The sequence below is a fragment of the Acinetobacter dispersus genome (assembly GCF_009884975.1).
In the GTDB taxonomy this organism is placed as follows: domain Bacteria; phylum Pseudomonadota; class Gammaproteobacteria; order Pseudomonadales; family Moraxellaceae; genus Acinetobacter; species Acinetobacter dispersus.
The window spans coordinates 1,131,272-1,150,321 of record NZ_CP041970.1 but is presented as its reverse complement, the minus strand read 5'-3'; the positions used below and the strand labels follow the sequence as shown (position 1 = coordinate 1,150,321).

The 19,050-nt window shown below is 39.3% G+C and carries 17 protein-coding genes; 8 read left to right on the top strand and 9 right to left on the bottom strand.

Features of this window, described 5'->3' with window-relative positions; translation table 11 throughout:
- Positions 1–12 precede the first annotated feature (12 nt).
- The 6 genes from FPL17_RS05145 to FPL17_RS05120 all read right to left on the bottom strand — a co-directional run bounded on the left by FPL17_RS05145 (position 13) and on the right by FPL17_RS05120 (position 7,187).
- On the bottom strand, positions 13–723 hold the full coding sequence (locus FPL17_RS05145) for a YoaK family protein (RefSeq protein WP_159883703.1): 711 nt from the start codon (positions 721–723) through the stop codon (positions 13–15).
- A gap of 40 nt (positions 724–763) precedes the next feature.
- Positions 764–928 (bottom strand): DUF1427 family protein, encoded by a 165-nt coding sequence (locus FPL17_RS05140; RefSeq protein WP_004653475.1) that lies wholly within the window; start codon positions 926–928, stop codon positions 764–766.
- Positions 929–984: 56 nt separating this feature from the next.
- Positions 985–2,859, bottom strand: a complete 1,875-nt coding sequence (locus FPL17_RS05135) for an amidohydrolase (protein WP_159883701.1) — start codon at positions 2,857–2,859, stop codon at positions 985–987.
- A 78-nt stretch (positions 2,860–2,937) separates the two neighbouring features.
- Positions 2,938–3,624, bottom strand: a complete 687-nt coding sequence (locus FPL17_RS05130) for a hydrolase (RefSeq protein ID WP_005188475.1) — start codon at positions 3,622–3,624, stop codon at positions 2,938–2,940.
- Positions 3,625–3,894: 270 nt separating this feature from the next.
- Positions 3,895–6,081, bottom strand: a complete 2,187-nt coding sequence (locus tag FPL17_RS05125) for a TonB-dependent siderophore receptor (RefSeq protein ID WP_159883699.1) — start codon at positions 6,079–6,081, stop codon at positions 3,895–3,897.
- A gap of 353 nt (positions 6,082–6,434) precedes the next feature.
- On the bottom strand, positions 6,435–7,187 hold the full coding sequence (locus tag FPL17_RS05120; RefSeq protein ID WP_159883697.1) for an SDR family oxidoreductase: 753 nt from the start codon (positions 7,185–7,187) through the stop codon (positions 6,435–6,437).
- 124 nt (positions 7,188–7,311) lie between these two features.
- Between FPL17_RS05120 and FPL17_RS05115 the strand changes: the two genes are divergently transcribed.
- From FPL17_RS05115 to FPL17_RS05105, 3 genes are all read left to right on the top strand, one after another.
- Positions 7,312–8,208 (top strand): LysR family transcriptional regulator, encoded by an 897-nt coding sequence (locus FPL17_RS05115; RefSeq protein WP_159883695.1) that lies wholly within the window; start codon positions 7,312–7,314, stop codon positions 8,206–8,208.
- Between the two features lie 340 nt (positions 8,209–8,548).
- The gene (locus tag FPL17_RS05110; protein WP_159883693.1) at positions 8,549–10,060 is read left to right on the top strand and encodes a hypothetical protein; all 1,512 of its coding nucleotides are present in this window, start codon (positions 8,549–8,551) and stop codon (positions 10,058–10,060) included.
- Positions 10,061–10,198: 138 nt separating this feature from the next.
- Positions 10,199–11,059, top strand: coding sequence for a siderophore-interacting protein (locus FPL17_RS05105; RefSeq protein WP_159883691.1), 861 nt, complete (start codon positions 10,199–10,201; stop codon positions 11,057–11,059).
- A gap of 226 nt (positions 11,060–11,285) precedes the next feature.
- On the opposite strand, the gene FPL17_RS05100 is transcribed toward FPL17_RS05105, so the two are convergent.
- Positions 11,286–12,215: an LpxL/LpxP family acyltransferase gene (locus tag FPL17_RS05100; RefSeq protein ID WP_159883689.1), complete on the bottom strand. Its 930-nt coding sequence runs from the start codon at positions 12,213–12,215 to the stop codon at positions 11,286–11,288.
- 265 nt (positions 12,216–12,480) lie between these two features.
- Here FPL17_RS05100 and FPL17_RS05095 point away from each other — a divergent pair, with 265 nt between their 5' ends.
- From FPL17_RS05095 to FPL17_RS05080, 4 genes are all read left to right on the top strand, one after another.
- Positions 12,481–12,951, top strand: a complete 471-nt coding sequence (locus tag FPL17_RS05095; RefSeq protein ID WP_159886797.1) for a DUF2946 family protein — start codon at positions 12,481–12,483, stop codon at positions 12,949–12,951.
- Between the two features lie 144 nt (positions 12,952–13,095).
- On the top strand, positions 13,096–14,541 hold the full coding sequence (locus FPL17_RS05090; protein WP_159883687.1) for a cytochrome ubiquinol oxidase subunit I: 1,446 nt from the start codon (positions 13,096–13,098) through the stop codon (positions 14,539–14,541).
- A complete protein-coding gene (gene cydB, locus FPL17_RS05085) occupies positions 14,534–15,538 on the top strand; it encodes a cytochrome d ubiquinol oxidase subunit II (RefSeq protein WP_159883685.1) in 1,005 nt (334 codons plus the stop codon). The genes FPL17_RS05090 and cydB overlap by 8 nt, the downstream gene beginning before the upstream one ends.
- A 445-nt stretch (positions 15,539–15,983) precedes the next feature.
- Positions 15,984–16,415: an SRPBCC family protein gene (locus tag FPL17_RS05080; protein ID WP_159883683.1), complete on the top strand. Its 432-nt coding sequence runs from the start codon at positions 15,984–15,986 to the stop codon at positions 16,413–16,415.
- Positions 16,416–16,474: 59 nt separating this feature from the next.
- Here FPL17_RS05080 and mhpT read toward each other — a convergent pair whose 3' ends face one another.
- Positions 16,475–17,737, bottom strand: coding sequence for a 3-(3-hydroxy-phenyl)propionate transporter MhpT (gene mhpT / locus FPL17_RS05075; protein ID WP_159883681.1), 1,263 nt, complete (start codon positions 17,735–17,737; stop codon positions 16,475–16,477).
- A gap of 164 nt (positions 17,738–17,901) precedes the next feature.
- On the opposite strand from mhpT, the gene FPL17_RS18980 reads away from it, so the two are divergent.
- The gene (locus FPL17_RS18980; protein WP_159883679.1) at positions 17,902–18,333 is read left to right on the top strand and encodes a hypothetical protein; all 432 of its coding nucleotides are present in this window, start codon (positions 17,902–17,904) and stop codon (positions 18,331–18,333) included.
- Here FPL17_RS18980 and FPL17_RS05065 read toward each other — a convergent pair.
- A complete protein-coding gene (locus FPL17_RS05065; protein WP_159883677.1) occupies positions 18,328–19,002 on the bottom strand; it encodes a YjjG family noncanonical pyrimidine nucleotidase in 675 nt (224 codons plus the stop codon). The genes FPL17_RS18980 and FPL17_RS05065 overlap by 6 nt on opposite strands.
- Positions 19,003–19,050: the final 48 nt, after the last annotated feature.

The window sequence follows — 19,050 nt, the reverse complement described above, 5'->3', positions numbered from 1 at the left end:
AACTCTGTCCGTTTATGTTTCAGGTTGAACAAAACGATGATGAGCTGCAAGATAAGCCAAATAAAGCACAGGAATGATAAAGAAAGCGACACTCCAAAAATCGAGGTAAACATAAAGAATCGCGCCCAAAAATGCACCCACAATAAAACCAACAACAATGCTTAAACTTTGCAACAATTTCCGTTTATTTTCAGGACTGGTCTGTCTCATATAATTTGAAATATCGATCCCTAACTGGGTGGTATTTCCTGTCATCATTGTACTTGGACTAATGTGTTTAATTAGCGTTTTACTTGATGTGTTTCGAATTGCCAAGGCAATTAAACCCAGACCACCTGTAAGTGCGACTGTGAGACTATTTGCATTGTTGAACGGCTCGAAATAAAGCCCAGAGAGCATAAAGCCCGTTAAAAAAATGGCTTCACCAAGAAATAGATAACTTAGCGTCTTACTCTTTTGAGCACTACGATCGATACAATATTTGGTGATCGCCACTGTCACAATGAACAATGGGATCGCAGCAAGTTTAATCCAGATACCCGACCCACCACTCACCCATGCTGCCCCAGCCAGTACCAAGTTTCCTGTTACATGTGCAGTGAAAAAGCCGAATAGTGCAATAAAACCTATGGTATCGATTGCACCGCCTACGACAGTGAGTAATACAGGATCTCGACAACTATCCCATAAGCTCAAGGGCTGTTTTTTTATAATCTCATCCATCTTCTAATTCCTAAAAAACAAGCCTATATTCGGCTAAATTTCAACTGATTAAATTTCTTAGCGCAGGAAGTAATTGTTCACCGATCACCATTCCTAACAGGCCACACAATGCCACTAACGGTGGTGCTGGTGACTTAACATTCAACAAGTAATATATGACACCGACCAAAAGCCCAGCAGCTAAAGAGATCAAATACATTTTCATCGTGCTTTTCCCTAGATTTCACTTAAAATAAAGTGAAATCTATCTGCGGATCCAAGTTAAAAAGCAAAACAAGAACAGCCCAATGCACCCCAAAAAGACTTTTTGTCTTTGTCATTAATGGGCACATCCAGCATCCATGCATGGCTATGCCCATGCATACCACAGCTACTAGAACACGCACACGCTGCCGAGCTACTTTGTAACGGTGATAACGAAGGTGCATTGCGATTTTCTGACCGTCGCCATTGCCCACCAAAACGTTTGACTGGTGACCAATCTGGTGATGCTGGTGGAATCGATGGATCTTGATTCTTAAATTCTGCCCCTGCATAGACAATTTTGCCATTCATCACTGTCAGAACAGACTCAATCCACTGAATTTCATTATCGTCCACAGCAAAGTAGTCATCTGAAAGCACTATCAGGTCGGCAAGCTCACCTGAACTTAACGCACCTTTATGCTGATGTTCTCCAGAGAACCATGCAGAGCCTTTGGTCCAGAGCTTTAACGCTGTTGTTCTGTCTAATAGATTTTGTTCATCATAAAGTGGTAAACCACCCACTGTTTTGCCTGTACTTAACCAACTTAAACAGACCCACGGATTATATGAAGCAACACGTGTAGCATCGGTACCTGCACCAACAGGCACGCCTAACTCCAGCATTCTTTTCACAGGTGGAGTCGATTTTGCAGCGTCCAAACCATAACGCTGAACAAAGATCTCTCCTTGATAGGCCATACGATGTTGAATCGCAATACCCCCACCCAAAGCACCAATCCGCTCAATATTTCGATCTGAAACAGTTTCAGCATGGTCGATAATGAAACGCGTCGCAAAAGGCTGTCTACCATTGACGCGTTCGAAGACATTCAATAAGCGATTAATACTTTCATCATAGGTGGCGTGAATGCGGAATGGCCATTTCTTTTCAGCCAACAACTCAACAATGCTTTCTAGCTCAGCTTCCATATTTTCTGGTAAATCTGGTCGTGGTTCATAGAAATTTTCAAAGTCTCCAGCTGACCATGTCAGATTTTCCCCTGCGCCATTTACCTTCAGTAATTCATCGCCATCACCAGGGAATATCATCTCCGTCCATTTTTTATAATCATCAAGTTCTTCTCCTGCTTTTTGCGCAAATAGGTTATAAGCAATCCGAACTGTCATTTGATCATGATTATGCAGAGACTGAATCACCTCATAATCATCAGGATAATTTTGACCACCACCTCCCGCATCAATTGCGGAGGTAATGCCTAAACGATTGAGTTCACGCATAAAATGACGTGTAGAATTGACCTGATCTTCAAGCGGCAGTTTTGGTGCCTTTCCTAAAGTAGAATAGAGAATCATTGCGGATGGTGTCGCGAGAAGTAGTCCTGTCGGCTCACCCCTCTCATTTCTCTCAATCTTTCCACCTGGTGGGTCTGGTGTATCTTTATTAAAGCCCAGCACATCAAGTGCTGCGCGATTCAACATCGCGCTGGCATAAAGATGTAAGACAAATACGGGGGTATCTGGCGCTGCTCGATTCAACTCTTCCAGTGTTGGCATTCTTTTTTCCACAAACTGAAATTCAGTCCAACCGCCCACGACTCTAACCCATTGTGGTGCTGGTGTATTCTCTGCTTGCTCTTTTAACAGTCTTAATGCATCTGAAAGTGAAGGAACACCTTCCCAACGCAACTCCATGTTGTAGTTCAAACCACCTCTAATAATATGCAAGTGGCTATCATTTAAACCTGGAATTACTCGACGGCCATTTAAATCAATCACTTTGGTTGTACTGTTTGATAAGCGCATGATGTCATCATCACTGCCCGTTTTTACAACTTTTCCATCAGCAATTGCAATCGCTTGCGCTTCTGAACTCTGTTCATCAAGGGTGGTTATTTTGGCATTTCTTAAAATCAATTGAACGTCTGACATCCGTCATTCCCTCCGAGCCTAGCCTTATTATTTTCAGTTTTAGGTCGTGGAGGCATATCATTCCTCCACAATTTTTAATTATTTCGCTGCAATCGGTGCCAATACTTCGTGTGGTGAAGTGGTCCGTTCTGCTGCTTTATGTACCATGGTATATGCATAGTCGACACCCATGCCATAAGCACCTGAATGTTCCCGAACAATATCCATTACTGCATTGTAAGTATCACGTTTTGCCCAATCACGTTGCCATTCAAGTAAAACTTGTTGCCATGTCACTGGAATGACACCCGCTTGGATCATTCGTTGCATTGCATAGTCATGTGCTTCTTTGCTGGTTCCGCCCGAAGCATCTGCAACCATGTAAATTTCATAACCGCCTTCGAGCATCGCACTTAAAGCAAATGAGTTATTACATACCTCTGTCCATAAGCCTGAAACAATTACTTTTTTGCGTTTATTATTTGCTAAGGCATCACGCACTTTCTGATCATCCCAAGAGTTCATTGAAGTACGTTCTAATAATGGTGCTTGAGGAAATACATCTAAGAGTTCGGGATAGGTATGGCCTGAAAAGCTTTCTGTTTCAACAGTCGTAATGATGCTTGGAATATTAAAAACTTTAGCGGCCTTTGCTAAACCGACTGTATTGTTTTTTAGTACTTGGCGATCAATCGACTGTACGCCGAATGCCATTTGCGGCTGATGGTCGATAAAAATAATTTGGCAGTTTTGTGCAGTCAATAGTTCTAAATTTGAATGGCTCATATTAAATTTCCTTGTTTATCGATGTTTTCTGAACACAGGATTAATATTGCAAATTAAGAAAAGGAACACAGCAGTATTATTAAGACGAATTGTTCTATTTATAAAACAAAAATATTGAATTTACGTGATATTTCATACTTATTGAAACACTGATAAAGATTATTTTTGTATAGCATTAAAGAAAAAGACCAGCTAATAGCTTAACTGGTCTTTTCAAAATATTCGGTTTATCTTTAATAGATAAAGAGAATGTCTATATTTTATAGTAAGTTAGAAATTAACGCTCCATGAAAACTGTGCTGTGCGAGGTGCACCAAGAAATAAGTAATCATCCCCAGCAAAATTACCAACATCTCGCCAGTATTTTTTATTAAATAAGTTATCTACGTTCAGTCTGAGTGTATTATCATAACCATTAGCACGGAAATTATACGCCGTACCTACATTAAATACAGTATAACCAGACACTTTCACGGTGCCTGTTTTCTCTGCATATTTACTACTGCTGTATTGCATCCCCCCCAATAAACGTAAGCCATCAACTTGTGGAAGTTGGTAAGACAGATAACTCGCAAAACGCACAGCAGGTGTATTTTGAGTTTGATGACCTTGATATTCGTTAACCTGTATATCTTTTAAACGTGAACGTATGAGGGCTAAAGTCGATGTAATATCTAAACTTTGTCCTAAACGACCCTGTGCCCCAAGCTCTAAGCCAAGATTATGTCGCTTGCCATCTGTAAGATAGTAATTATCTGAATTGGTATATTGGTTGTCTTGTTTTAAATCAAATACGGCTGCCGTGAAAAGTAAATTTTTCCACTGCTGTTTAATCCCTATTTCATACTGAGTTGAATGCAACGGAGCCAGAGTTGCATAAGCATTGCCTTCAATCCCTTTATCAGGATTGCCTGTAGCATAAGCAGGTGCTTGAGTTCCATCGCTCAAACCTTTGGCGTAAGACGCATACACATGCGTAAGTTCCCAAGGTTGATACATCAATGCAAACTGTGGCAAGAAGCGATTAAAATTAGTATCTCTAATTTTATGCCCTTCAGCATCATAAGCATCTTCATTTAAATGCAGTAATTTCCCACCAGCAATAACTGACCATTCGTGATTAAAATCAATTTGGTCGAGTAAATTTAAGGCCGTTTGTTGGCTCTTTAATGATGTGTAATGATTGCCTAAAGCTTTTTCACTTGGTGTATATGCTTTAGGATCATTATAAATATTTCCTGTTAATTCAGGGTCTCGGAATATAGCATCATATTGCGCATGACGTTTGTAGCTATGTGATAATTCTAAACTGAGCTTATGCTGCCAAGCTCCTGTATTAAATGTGCCATTTAGTCCAGCTTTAAATTGGTTGGTTAAATAGCTATCGTCAGGATTTATATAGTCATAAATATCGTAGTTACCATTTTCGTCAAAAGTACTCCCTTTGGTTTGACATGCATCTGTATAACAGCCCCATGCGAATGAAGAATAATCATCGACCACGACCCGACTTTGAGAAGCGCTGAGATTGGTCGCCCAGTTATTATTGATTTGATAGGTATATTTTAAGCCTGCATTTAGGCTTTCATTGGTGACGGGTTTGCTCCAGCTTTGATAACCAAGCAAACGATTCCAGTCAACACCTGTAGGCACAGTTTTACCATCTAGTAACTGGTAACCCGGTACTGATCGTTGGCGTTGACGTTGAGACTCGAGATCAAACTCTAGTTTTGAGCGGTCTGAAATTTTCCAATCTAAAGCCAAAGAACCAAACAAACGTTTTCCATCTGCATGTTCAACATAGGGATGGATTTCTTCATTGGCCAGATTGATACGATAGCCATACTGCTGATCTTCACCAAATAAACCGCCAAGGTCGGTTGCTACGCGATTACCACCATGACTGTCTACTTCAAGCGTCAGTGAACGAATATCTTTTGGTCGCTTGCTTACATAGTTGACGACACCACCCGGAGTAGACATACCACTTTGAATTGCGCTGATACCTTTTAAAATTTCAACTTGTTCTTTGTTTTCAAGCGCAACATTTTGCTCACCGCGCAGCAAGTTACCATTCAGTAAATAACTAGAGCCCAAATTTAAGGCAAAACCACGCATGACAATATTTGGGTAATAACCAATTGGCGCATAGCCATCGCCTGCCGCTGCATCATTCTTGATAATGTCTGTTAATGTTTTAGCATGTTGATCTGCAATCCGTGCCGCAGTTACTGTGCTGATTGATGCTGGAATTTCAGCAAGCTGTTGTTGTGTAAAACCCGATAAGTTTACTTTTGGTTGATAATAGATCGTTGGTATGGTTTCAGCGGTTACAGTGATTGTTTCAAGCCTTTGAGGTTCCTCAGCATGTAAAAAGGCAGGACTTAGTCCTAGATATGAAAATGAACCAACCGCCAGTAATGCTTTTTGTAAACGAGAAAATGGATACGTTTTCACAATAGTTGCCTAACCCCAAAAGATAATTTTACAGCCCGAATTTTACGGGCTTGAGTATTCCCAATTTTCACAGATTGAACAAGCATTTCTGCAACATATCTGCGATATTTTTAGTTAAACCCATCATTGTGGAAAGGCATTGTATCATTTCATTATTTTATATTTTGAGAAGTGCTCTTTAACTCGAGCCTTGTCTTGTTCTTTTTCCTATAAATATTGCAGCTAGCTCTGCTATTGTTGCTTCTAAAATAATGGATTAGCCGCCATTCTTCCGTCTATTGATGGATTTATACATCTAATAAATAATTTAGCCGAAGCATAAGAGCATTAAGTTTCGGCTAAATGAATTCAATTTATATAATCCCACCATTTACTCGAAGCACTTGGGCATTCACCCAGTTACTTCCTTCGTTGACCGCAAAATCCAAAACTGCAGCAATATCTTCTACGCGACCTAGACGTTCTAACGGCGCGGCTTTACTCAGTTGAGCAAGCAACTTATCACTTTTACCTTCAAGAAAAAGTTCTGTTACCGTCGGTCCAGGTGCAATTGCATTCACGGTAATATTTTTACCCCTTAACTCTTTGGCTAGAATAGCCGTTAATGATTCAATTGCTGCTTTTGAAGCGGTATACATACCGTAGCCTTCAAGTTTCATTCCAACAACACTACTGGATAAATTAATAATTTTACCGCCATGAGTCAGTCGCTTAGCAGCTTCTCGCATGGCATATACAGGACCTTTAAGATTGATTGCCAAAATTTGGTCAATGCTTTCATCATCAATCTGCTCAATTCTATTTAATTGCATAATTCCTGCATTATTAATCAATACATCTACTCGTCCATAAGTTTGAACTGCATAATCAAATAGTCTTGTCACTTCATTTGATTGACTGATATTTGCTTTAAAGCAAGATGCTGTTCCATCAAATGCTAGGATCTTTGTGACTACAGCATTGGCCTCTTGATCATTATTGGCATAATTAACGATGATGGTATGACCCTGCTGCGCTAATAGGTTTGCAGTAAACGCACCAATCCCTCGAGAAGCACCGGTAATTAAAATCACTTTTTTCTGATTTGCATGAACTGTTGTACTCATTTATGGCCTCATTGAATGAAATTTAGCATCTAGTGAGTTGTATGGTACTGTTCAGATATGTCTGGATAATCTAGCTAATTCTGACATCTTTATCCGAATAAACCGAACAAAGGATGCAAGCGTGATGGATAAATTAAATGCGATGTCTGCTTTTATACAGGTTGTAGAACAGAAGAGTTTTACCAAGGCAGCTCAAATTCTGAATTTACCTCGCTCTACCTTAACTGATGCCATTAAACAATTAGAAATTCAGTTGAATACCCGTTTGTTATTTCGAACCACGCGTCAGGTTAGACTCACGGATGAAGGGGAAATTTACTATGAGCGGTGTAAATACATCCTCGCTTATATCAATGAATCGGATCATGATTTTCTACATGCAAAACCCCATGGAACGTTAAAAATAGAAGTACATGGTATTTTTGCCAGCTATTTTATTATCCCCAAACTGCATGAATTCCTCAGTGAGTTTCCTCAAATACAGTTGCAACTGACTGAAAGCGACCGTTATGTCGATGTGATAAAAGAAGGAATTGATTGCGTGATTCGTATTGGACATCTCAACAACAGTGATTTAATTGTCAGGCATCTTGGAGATATTCAACAAATTACCTTGGCAAGCCCAGAATATTTAGAAAAATATGGCACACCACAATTTTTATCAGAGCTCAAAGATCATTTCATGATTGGCTTCTACTCAACAGCTCGACAGAAACCATTACCACTTGAGTTCATCGTTCAACAGCAAACCGAATTATATGATTTGCCTTATATGATTCAAGTTAATGGAGCACATACGTATACCTCAGCAGCTAAACAGCATTTTGGTATTATTCAAGTCCCGCAATACGCTCAAGCGCCAGAGTTAAAGCAAGGAACGTTATGTCAAATTCTTGAAAATTATGCTGTGCCATCACTGCCTGTTTCTCTGCTCTACCCTTCAAAGACACTGGTTTCACCACGACAAAAAGTCTTTATTGAATGGATTGTCCAACTATTTAAGGATCATCCTTTAAACTGATTTTAAGCTTTTAGCTGCTAAATAATTAAAATTATATGGACATTATTACGCGAGTGATAACGCTTGTTTAACACAACTTAAGTGTGCATGAAGTAATATTTTACCTATCTAAGGAATTGGAAGAAAAGCTAAAAACAGAATATAGTTAATTGTATTTATTAGTTTTTTATAATTTATCTCATTTTTTGATATCCTACTCCGAATATTAAAAACATTAAAAATTGCAGTTTTTTCGCTATTTTGTATTTCATTGTTTCGCTTTATCCTGAAATTTAAACTAAATAAAGCATAGAGCCACGCTAGTTTTTGAATTTTTGATTCAGAAAATGGGAGCAATGAATTGAGCAATAAATCACAGTCTAAAATTGATGGAATACAATTCCCCATTAAATCTGGCAAAAATAAGCCTAGTACCACGGACACAGCAAAGAAAATTTTATATGCCGCACTTAAAAGTGTGGATTCTCCGTATGCATCTCAACTTAGGGCTGAAAAAAATTGGAGAAAGAAATATCCAATTTACTTTGAAGAGCTGGTTAAATCTGGAATTACATCGGTACATCACCCTTTATTGATTGCCCAAAACGGATTAGCTAGCGCGAAAGAGCTTTTTAGATTCAATCGAGAGACACAACAGTCTTCTTTAGAACAGGCGATGCTAAATATTACTGATCAGCCTTTTGAAAACTATGTGTTAAAAGGTTCTGGTCCTTCAACTGTTGAGCCATGGTTCATTCCTTTTGATGGCAAAAAATTACAGGGACAAGCATTATTGGATCAAATCGATCGTTGGGAAACACAACGAATTATTGAGCCTAGCCACGCAAAAGCATTGCGGTTGCTACAAGCTCATCCAGAATGGTTTGATCTATCTACACGGACTATGGTGCTATTCGGTGCTGCATCTGAAGCAGGCCCACTTAGCTGGCTGGCAAAATGGCGTGCCAATATTATTGCCATTGATCTACCTCAACCTAAAATCTGGGACAAAATTACTGAAACCATTCAGCAAGGAAATGCCACATTAATCGCGCCACAAATCACTTTGGCAAATGGTGAAAAGCAGCTCGGTGCGAATTTATTGACTCAAACACCCGAGATTGCAAATTGGCTAAATACTTTTGCTGAAACTTTAGATTTAGCGGGTATTGCATATTTAGACGGTGAAAAACATGTGCGTGTTTCGATCGCCATGATTAGCATCATGGAGCAAGTAAGTCGCCAAAAATCAGACAGCAGCATTATGTTCATGCTCACGCCTACAGATATCTATGCGATTCCTAAAGCTGTGGTGCAATCGATACAACAAAAAATTGAACAACGTCCTATTTTAGAAAAGTTACTGACCCGATCTATTCACAATATTTCCTTATCCAATTTTTTCAAATCCAATATTAAGCAGCTGATTGAATCAGATAATGGTCAACAGTACGGTATTTCTGATTGTATGGTGATTGAACAAGGGCCAAATTATGCATTGGCTAAGCGACTACAACAGTGGTTTGCTATCAGTACACGTGCACGAGGTCAAAAGACGGTGATTAATATCGCCCCTTCAACCACGACCCATTCTGTTGTGAAAAATCCAATCCTTAAAGCAGCATTCTCAGGAGCTGATTTGTTTAAGGTCGAAACCTTTAGCCCTGAAACTACCAATGCCATTATGGCGGCCCTTTGGGTACATGACTTAAACAATCCTGATAGCGCAACCAATCCAGAAAAGTCATTGGATCACCCTCTGGAGCTCATTATGGAAAATGCTAATCATGGTGGGCTTTGGCATGTTCCTTATTTAGCCAGAACAGCTTTACCCTTCGCTGCGGCATATGGGTGGATACGGGAAAAGTTTTAGTCTTAACGGATTGCATACTTGAACTAGAGAACAAACATGTTCTCTAGTTCAAGTCGCTTTTATTATTTAATTGCAAATAATTATCATTATCATGCATAATGGGTGAAATTTCACTTAATAATGTTGAGTAAATTGATAATGACGACGCAAAATCAAATTTCGAATGATAAAAATATACTGAAACAAAATGACCATATGAGAAATCTGGAACAGATTGAAATGACTATTACAGCCATATCAAGACCGTTCCCAAGCATCCTCCGTGTATATGGAAAAATTGATACTGATCAACCTGATTTATGGGATAAGCCGAATTTAGCTGTTCGCTTAGGGGTTTCCCAAACCGCTGACAGTACCCTATTAACCCGTGTTTATACGATTCGTTCATTTGATCGAGACAAATATGAAGTTGAAATAGATCTGATTGAACATGAAGATGAAAGTCCTGCTATGCAGTGGGTACATACGGCAAAAATAGGCACAAAAACTCAATTAATTGGGCCAAGACCACACTTTGTCCCAAATTTTAATGAGAAAAAACATGTTGTCATGTTTGCAGATGAAACGGCCCTTCCAGCACTTTATTCAATTCTAAAATTTTGGCCAGATGAGAGCAGTGCTGATATTTTTATCGAGAGTTCTGAGCCGCAGATCCTGACATACCTTCCTAAGTGCTTAAAGGTACAGATGCATTTATTACTTCGCGAACGCCAAGACCAAGCTGGGAAAATGGGTCTGCTGCTTAAAGCGGCCTATCAATTTAAACAGGTGAATAACATTACCGTTTGGGCTGCATGCGAACGCAATGAAGCCAGAGCAATTCGTCAGTTTTTTATAGAAGAAAAATTGCTGCCTAAAAAAGATGTACAGGTCACTGGTTATTGGAATGTCGGTCTTTCCAGTACAGTATTGGATGAAGTGCGACTTGAATATTATCAAAAACATCTTGATGCAGGAAAAACCTTAGAAAGTTTTGATGATTTAGATATGCCCGTTTAGTTTGATCTTGCTTTACAGTTTTTAGCTTTTTAAAGTTTGAATCTGAACAGAATAGAAAAATAGTCACAATTAAGACGATCTTTGTGTCTTCAAAACAGACACAAAGATCGGATTAAACTTAACTTGTGAACCCTATTACTGCTTAGATCTACCAATACGTTATTTGCTAATGCATTCAGATAATTATAGATTTTTAAAATAGGGCTGTTATTTATCAAAGACGGATTTAATAGATTTTTTCATACCCAGCAGGTCTCGTTTTAAAACGACGATGGAACCACATATATTGTGTCGGGTACATTTTTATCTGATTTTCAATCACTAAATTGACTCGCGTAGCATCTTCAACTTCATCAAGACTTGGAAAGTTTTCTAAAGCCGGTTCGAGTAAAACATGATATTGAGGGTTTCTTATATCGCCATCACGATAGAAAAACAAAGGAATTGCCGAAGCTTTTGTTATTTTAATCAATCTTCTGTGGGCCGTGACTGTTGCAGCCTCTATTCCAAAAAATGGTGCCATCACCCCTTGCTTTAACCCAAAATCTTGATCTGGGCTATACCAAATTGCATGTCCATTTTTTAGATTTGAAATTAATCCTTTCATATCATCTTTAGCAATCTGATTTTGATAAATTGTAGCTCTACATCGATAAATCAGCATATCAAGCAGCGGGTTGTTTTGAGGGCGATAAACAACATCTAAGTTGAAAAAACGACCACATACAAAACCGCCAGCATCTAATAGCGTGGTGTGTGTTCCTAAAAGTATTATCCCTTTGTCTTCCGAAGTCTTAAGGTGTTCCAAACCTTTGATGTGTATTCTATTTTTAAACCAATGTGGCTTGTACCAAGCGTTTAATGCTTCAAATAACCCTAACATCATATTAAAGAATACCTGCTTCGCTTCTTTTTGTATTTGGGCTTCACTTTTTTCTGGAAAGCAGATTTCTAGGTTTCTAATTGTAGTCTTACGTCTAGATTTGAGAGATTTCCAAGCCAATTTAGACAGAATGTCCGCAATTCTCCATTGTATTGCCCATGGAAGGATTGAAAATATCATTAAAATAATTAAAGCGACCCATATTGCCCAATATTTCGGTCGTAGAAATGACCATTGAAACTTCCCTGCCTTAGATTTCCGTTCATACGTCATAGCAGCTGTTTCTTAAGAAAAACTCATCAGCCTAACATACCTAGATTATTTGTGTTATTTATTCTCGAGTATTTAACTCTGGTTCTGATTTCAATTTTAAAGTATGAGTAAAACACAAAAATTTAAGATCATATTCTCGATAAGTATTTAAAATGTACACAAGTACAGGTATTTTCATTAAAACGTTAATTATATCTTTAAAAAAGAGATTTCTTTGTTATAGTATTTCTCCAATGATTTCCAGAAAGAGATCAATCGGGTGTTGATGATTGGAAGATTGCTAGCCTTCTATGCAATCTTTTTACAAATCGCTGTGTTCTTACAGCCATTACTGCCAGAGAAATATCAAGTTTCTCCAGTATGTGAAACTATTGCCCAAGTTTTGTTGCAAGCTCCTCACAACTCTTCTTCATTCCATGATCATCATGTGACTACTTCGCACCATAATGTGCCTAGTCCACAACATGATGTGATAGAGCATAAACATCCAACTCTTTCAACTGAAGCGAAGACGACATCCAGCCACCATCATCATGATGCAAACCATCAGTGTCAATACTGTGTGGTGTATAGCCATGTACTACCTTTACCAGATGTTGATCTAAAACACATTCTGGTCAGGATTCAGGTTCGTTTTCTGGCTTTTATTGAAAACTATTTTCATGTTTTTTTTCAGCTTCAGCAACTCTTTCTCACCCCTCAAGGTCGAGCACCACCACTATTACTATCATTCTGACTTGAAGCTCAAAACTTTTTAGTTTTGAAAAACTTATATTCAAGAGATTATAGTCATGTTTTCTATTTCTAATCATACTCTTCGTTGGGTAGAGGCTTTATCAGCCCTCTGTTTATCTCATCAAAAACAAGATGAGGTGCGGTCATGACTTTAGGTTTTACTGCACTCGAATTGGCAAGAATACAATTCGCTTTTACCGTCTCCTTCCATATTATTTTCCCTGCGATTTCTATCGGTTTGGCCAGCTTCTTGGCTGTTTTAGAGTGGCGTTGGTTACGGACTAAAGATCCAATTTATAAGGACCTGTTTAAGTATTGGGTCAAAATCTTTGCTGTGGCCTTTGGTATGGGGGTGGTTTCAGGCGTCGTCATGAGCTATCAGTTTGGAACCAACTGGAGTGAGTTTTCCCGAATCGCGGGGAGCGTCACAGGTCCTCTACTCACCTATGAAGTATTGAGTGCATTCTTCTTGGAAGCGGGTTTCTTAGGCATCATGCTGTTTGGTTGGGGCCGTGTTAGTCCCAAAGCCCATTTCTTTGCCACCTTGATGGTCGCGATTGGTACCTGTATTTCCATGTTCTGGATTCTGTCTTCTAATAGTTGGATGCAAACGCCACAAGGTTTTAGCATTGAAAATGGCATTATTGTACCGACAGACTGGTGGGCAATCGTCTTTAACCCATCTTTCCCTTATCGACTGGTACATATGGCGATTGCAGCCTTTATGGTTGCAGCTTTATTGGTTGCGGCAACTGCTGCTTGGCACTTGCTCAAAGGTCGTCGTGATGCCTTGGTCAAGACCTCATTCTCTATGGCGATGTGGCTTATTCTTGTCTTGGCACCTTTACAAGTATTTGTTGGGGATGCACATGGTTTAAATACTTTAGAGCATCAACCAGCAAAACTTGCTGCGATGGAGGGGCATTGGGAAACCAATTATGATGAAGGTATGCCTCTCTACCTATTCGGTGTTCCTGATATGCAAGAAGAACGCACCAAATACGCGATCGCGATTCCAAATCTAGGCAGCCTAATCTTAACTCATTCTATGGATGGTACAGTTAAAGGCTTAAAAGACTTCGCACCTGAAGATCGACCAAACTCTACCATTGTATTCTGGAGTTTCCGTGTCATGGTTGGCTTAGGTATGCTCATGCTTTTACTTGCCTTCACAGGTGCTTGGCTCAGGAAAACGGGTAAACTTTTTGAAAATAAATGGTTTCACCGCTTTGCTTTAGTCATGGGGCCATCAGGATTTATCGCGGTACTGGCAGGTTGGTTTACGACAGAAGTTGGTCGTCAACCTTGGGTGGTCTATGGCGTGATGCGGACCAAAGATGCACTTTCTCCTGTTTCCGCCGAACAAGTCGGTCTTACCTTGATTATCTTTGTAGTGGTGTACTGTGTAGTGTTTGGAATCGGGATCTATTACATGCTGAAACTGATGCATAAAGGCCCGCAATTTGTTGAAGCTGTGGATATTGAGCCTGCAGGTCATGGGCATTTCAAAACACCAATGCGTCCTTTAAGTGCTGTTGATGAAAGCATTGACCAACAAGACCAGACCAAAGAGGAGAAGCACCATGATTGATTTATCTCTGATTTGGGTCGGTATTATCGGTCTGGGTGTCCTGATCTATGTCATTCTGGATGGTTTCGACCTAGGTATTGGAATTCTGTTTCCTTTCATCAAAAGCCGCGAAGAACGTGATGTGATGATGAATACCGTGGCGCCTGTCTGGGATGGCAATGAAACATGGATGGTACTCGGTGGTGCAGGTTTATTTGCAGCCTTCCCACTGGTGTATTCAACTGTACTGTCTGCGTTGTATATGCCGATTACCCTGATGGTAATTGCACTGATTTTTCGTGGTGTTGCCTTTGAGTTTCGTTTTAAGGCGAATCGCACCAAGCATTTATGGGATCAAGCTTTTATCTGGGGCTCAATTCTATCTAGTTTCCTGCAAGGCGTGATTTTAGGTGCTTATATTCAAGGGATTCAAACCACCAATGGTATTTTCTCTGGTTCAGGTCTGGATTGGTTGACTCCTTTCGCCTTATTTACCGGACTGGGCGTGGTTGCCATGTATGCAGCTCTCGGCTGTGGTTGGCTGATTATGAAAACCGACCATGAATTACAAGACAAGATGTATGGTCTAATGCCTAAACTGATCATTGTTTTGTTTGTGGTCTTTGCGGGTGTCAGTCTCTATACCCCATTGACCCATCCTGAAATTGCAGCACGTTGGTTTGCCTTGCCAAATCTCCTGTACTTTAGCCCTGTACCCATTTTGGTCTTGCTATTTACCTTCCTGATTTTAAAAGCTTGTAAACAACGTCAGGAATTAAAGCCCTTTATCTTTACCTTAGCCTTAGTGTTCTTGGCCTTTACTGGATTTGTGATCAGCCTTTGGCCGAATATCATTCCACCATCGGTCACCATTTGGCAAGCTGCTGCACCATATTCTAGTCAGAAATTCGCACTGGTCGGGGCTGTAATTCTCATCCCGATCATTATCGGCTACACCATCCTATCGTACTGGGTGTTTAGAGATAAAGTACGGGTTGGAGATACAGGTTATCACTAGGAGACGATGTAATGAAACTGTCTAAAACACAATGGTTTATCGTACTTTGGCTCGCTGGTTTTTTAGGTTTATTGGTGATCGCGATGTTCTTTAGAGTATTGTTAAAACTTGCTTATTAAGCTGAACTTTTTTCTTCCAATAAAAAACTATACCTCGGTATAGTTTTTTATTGGCATCAGGAAATTTAGTCTCACACAGTTCAAAGAACAATTTGGTTTCTCTGATTTATCTACGTTTTCCCAAGTTTATAAACGTTGGACAGCTATCGTGCCAAGTCAATTCCAATAAAATCTTGCTACTATGCTCAATCTGAAAATCGACATGACTGAGCTGTATAAAAAAGCATGTGAATTTCCGATAAAGACAAATTCAGAATGGACAAAAAGCATGCTAACATCCAAATACTGACAATTCATTATGTCAATTTGTTTGGAAGGGTTCCAATATGTTAAAAACACAACAGGTCAAGATAATACAAGAATTCAATGCACCGATAGATAAGGTGTTTGCAGTTCTCAGTGAACATGAAAATCTCAACAAAATATTTGCACCTGCAAAAATCACACGCATTAAAAATGGTAAAGATGCTCGAAATGGCGTTGGCTCTGCGCGTAAACTTTCTATTCCTTTAGCTCCGTCATTTGTTGAAACCAACTTGGTTTACCAAGAAAATGAATTGATTGAATATGCGATTACCAGTGGCATTAGTCCAATTAAAGCGCATCGTGGTGTTATGAAATTTACAGATTTAGGCGGTGATCGCACTCGCTTAGATTACACCATTAGCTTTAAAGGCCGTGTTCCTTTGATTGGTCCAATTATTAAGGCTGCACTACAAAACGGTATCAACCGTGGTCTGAAAAAACTAAAATTTTAATGTTGTTTAGGCATTGCTCCTTGACGGTTTCGTTCTTACCGTCAAGGTTTACGCTATGCTTAAAGTGAAGATGTCACTGTGCCTAAAGGTTCTTTCCGAGTAATTGAATGCTCTGGCTTACGCAGTAAAATTAATGCAGAGATTGCAGCCAATAAGATCATAGGAATACTAGAGGCAATTACAACAATCTCACTTTGCCCAGTTCCGAGTAGATAACCTGCAACTAAAGGCCCTGCAAAAGCACCTAAGCGTCCTACAGCAACCGCAGCCCCCACTCCTGTGCCTCGCATTTCAGTAGGATAATACTTGGCTGCCAAGGTGTATAAAATTGACTGGCAACCAATCACGAACATACCACAACATGTAGCAAACAAGATAAAACTCGACGCGCTATTGGAATAAGCTAGACCAATCAATGAAACCAGAATGCCCGCATAAACACTGGCAACGATAAAGAATTTATTCAGTCGATCCAACATTAAACCTAAAATCAATACACCGATAGAACCACCCAAATTAAAGCCAATCTGAATATAACTGGCTTGTTGCTTATTGAGTCCCAGTCCTGAGATTAACGTCGGTAACCAGTTCTGAAACAATGCTAAAACCAGCAAAGTACCAAAAAAGCTGAGCCACAGCGTAGATGTCACCACAACACGTGGTTTCGCAAATAAAACGTCTATCACGCTTTGTTTCTGTGTGGTGGCCTGAGGGATTTTATTTAAATAAGCTTTTGATTCAGGTAAAAATAAAATAAGAATAGGAACTAAAATTAAAGGTGCAATCCCACCAATATAAAAGATATGTCGCCATTCATGATCTGCTGTCAGAGACAAAGCAACCACAGAGGTTAAAACGCCTCCAATCGGCATACCGCAATACATCGCACTGACAGCCGTCGCTTTATACTTTTCAGGTACCGCTTCAGAAACCATGGTAATCACGATGGGCAAAGCCCCACCCATGCCGAGTCCAGTCAGAAAGCGAACTAAAAGTAAAGAGTTCAAATCTTTGGTAAATGGTGTCAGTAAGGACATCAGCCCAAAAATTGCAATCGAAGTGATAAATACTTTTTTGCGACCAATCGAATCAGCAATTCGTCCAGCGATCAACGCACCTGGTAATGTGCCTAGAACCGCGGCACTGAACACCCAGCCCATCTCGGTACTGTTTAACAGCATTTCTGCTTTCATCCGTGGTGCAGCAACACCCATAGATTGCAGATCAAATCCTTCAATAATGGCAAAAATGAAACATAGGATGAGTGTAATCACGATTGCTTGTTTTGAAGTGCCTGCCTCTATATTGGTATCTTTTAACATTCTTATCTTCCCTTTTTTGATTCTTCCAGTTTATCGATCTAAAATTCCAAATATAGATTTAAATATCCATTAAAGTCGTTAAAAAGACTAGCAGAGCGAATATAGTTACGCAATATGTATTAAAATTATGCAATTCATAATTTTCGTGGTTTGAGAGATTTGATTTGAAATATCAGAAAAAGATCATTTTAAAATCGCTGCTATTGGCTCCAATTCCCTTACTCTGTTTTATGGCTGTACTGTTTATTCTCATGAACAATGAGTTTAAACTCGGTTCAATATTTGCAGTTATTGTCGGGCATCTTCTAGTTTATTTGGCTTATTGCCTTTTAACCGTTCCATTTTCATTCATGTTCTCGCTTGTCTTAAACCGCTATCAGTATCTGAATTTTCTGACAATCTGCTTAAGCTCATTCGTCGTTGCGGCACCTTTTTTTACTCTTTTAGCTTGGGCTCATACAGGCCAACTCCCAAAGCAATGGTGGCTGGTTTATGCGGATATTTTTTCCTTGTTTATCGCCCTCATTCCAGCGCTCTGTTACTGGCTGATTTTGATCCATCTAAAATCCCATCAGCCAGATCGCATCGATTTATAAAATCTTTACTAAATCAGATAAATGCTGAATAGAGTGCGTTAGATTTAAATCATAGTGATTGGGTAAATTTTTAGGATTGTACCAACATGTCGAAATTTCACAGGAAGTAGCCCCTTTCATATCAGCCTCTAAGCTATCGCCAATGAATAAGACTTCTTCTTTCGCAATATTACTTCTACGCAGGCAGGTTTCGAAAAAACGTTGATCAGGCTTCTCGTAGCCGATGTCATCTGAAATATATAAATCAGAAAAATGTGATAACAAACCAGCCAAGTCCAAACGTGATTTTTGTTGATTCAGAAAACTATTGGATGCAGCAAATAACTTATATTTTTGGCTCAGGTATTGAATTGCTTCAGTTGCTCCATCCTCAAGGGTATGCTCTTTGGCTAAATTGCCTTGGAAGGTATCCCGAAAATGATCATGATCTAATTCGATATTCAAAGCCAAAAATAATTCTTTAAATCGATAATCAATCACATTCTGTACTGTAATTTGACCTAACTTCTGTTTTTCCCATAGCTGATGATTAATATTTTTATAGGTAGAATAAGTCAAATCATCATGCTGTAAGTTAAACTGCCCAAACGATTTAACAAATGCAGAGCGGTTGGCTACGCTAAAATCAAGCAAAGTATCGTCAATATCAAAGAATATAGCCTTATACATCTGAGTAATCTTACAACCGAAGCAAATAGTGAAATAATTTTATTATAC

What these genes read in the sequence shown, in the direction of transcription:
- FPL17_RS05145 (WP_159883703.1), bottom strand. Translation starts at nt 723, where the DNA reads ATGGATGAGATTATAAAAAAACAGCCCTTGAGCTTATGGGATAGTTGT.
- FPL17_RS05140 (WP_004653475.1), bottom strand. Translation starts at nt 928, where the DNA reads ATGAAAATGTATTTGATCTCTTTAGCTGCTGGGCTTTTGGTCGGTGTC.
- FPL17_RS05135 (WP_159883701.1), bottom strand. Translation starts at nt 2,859, where the DNA reads ATGTCAGACGTTCAATTGATTTTAAGAAATGCCAAAATAACCACCCTT.
- FPL17_RS05130 (WP_005188475.1), bottom strand. Translation starts at nt 3,624, where the DNA reads ATGAGCCATTCAAATTTAGAACTATTGACTGCACAAAACTGCCAAATT.
- FPL17_RS05120 (WP_159883697.1), bottom strand. Translation starts at nt 7,187, where the DNA reads ATGAGTACAACAGTTCATGCAAATCAGAAAAAAGTGATTTTAATTACC.
- FPL17_RS05115 (WP_159883695.1), top strand. Translation starts at nt 7,312, where the DNA reads ATGGATAAATTAAATGCGATGTCTGCTTTTATACAGGTTGTAGAACAG.
- FPL17_RS05105 (WP_159883691.1), top strand. Translation starts at nt 10,199, where the DNA reads ATGACGACGCAAAATCAAATTTCGAATGATAAAAATATACTGAAACAA.
- FPL17_RS05100 (WP_159883689.1), bottom strand. Translation starts at nt 12,215, where the DNA reads ATGACGTATGAACGGAAATCTAAGGCAGGGAAGTTTCAATGGTCATTT.
- FPL17_RS05095 (WP_159886797.1), top strand. Translation starts at nt 12,481, where the DNA reads ATGATTGGAAGATTGCTAGCCTTCTATGCAATCTTTTTACAAATCGCT.
- FPL17_RS05090 (WP_159883687.1), top strand. Translation starts at nt 13,096, where the DNA reads ATGACTTTAGGTTTTACTGCACTCGAATTGGCAAGAATACAATTCGCT.
- cydB (WP_159883685.1), top strand. Translation starts at nt 14,534, where the DNA reads ATGATTGATTTATCTCTGATTTGGGTCGGTATTATCGGTCTGGGTGTC.
- FPL17_RS05080 (WP_159883683.1), top strand. Translation starts at nt 15,984, where the DNA reads ATGTTAAAAACACAACAGGTCAAGATAATACAAGAATTCAATGCACCG.
- mhpT (WP_159883681.1), bottom strand. Translation starts at nt 17,737, where the DNA reads ATGTTAAAAGATACCAATATAGAGGCAGGCACTTCAAAACAAGCAATC.
- FPL17_RS05065 (WP_159883677.1), bottom strand. Translation starts at nt 19,002, where the DNA reads ATGTATAAGGCTATATTCTTTGATATTGACGATACTTTGCTTGATTTT.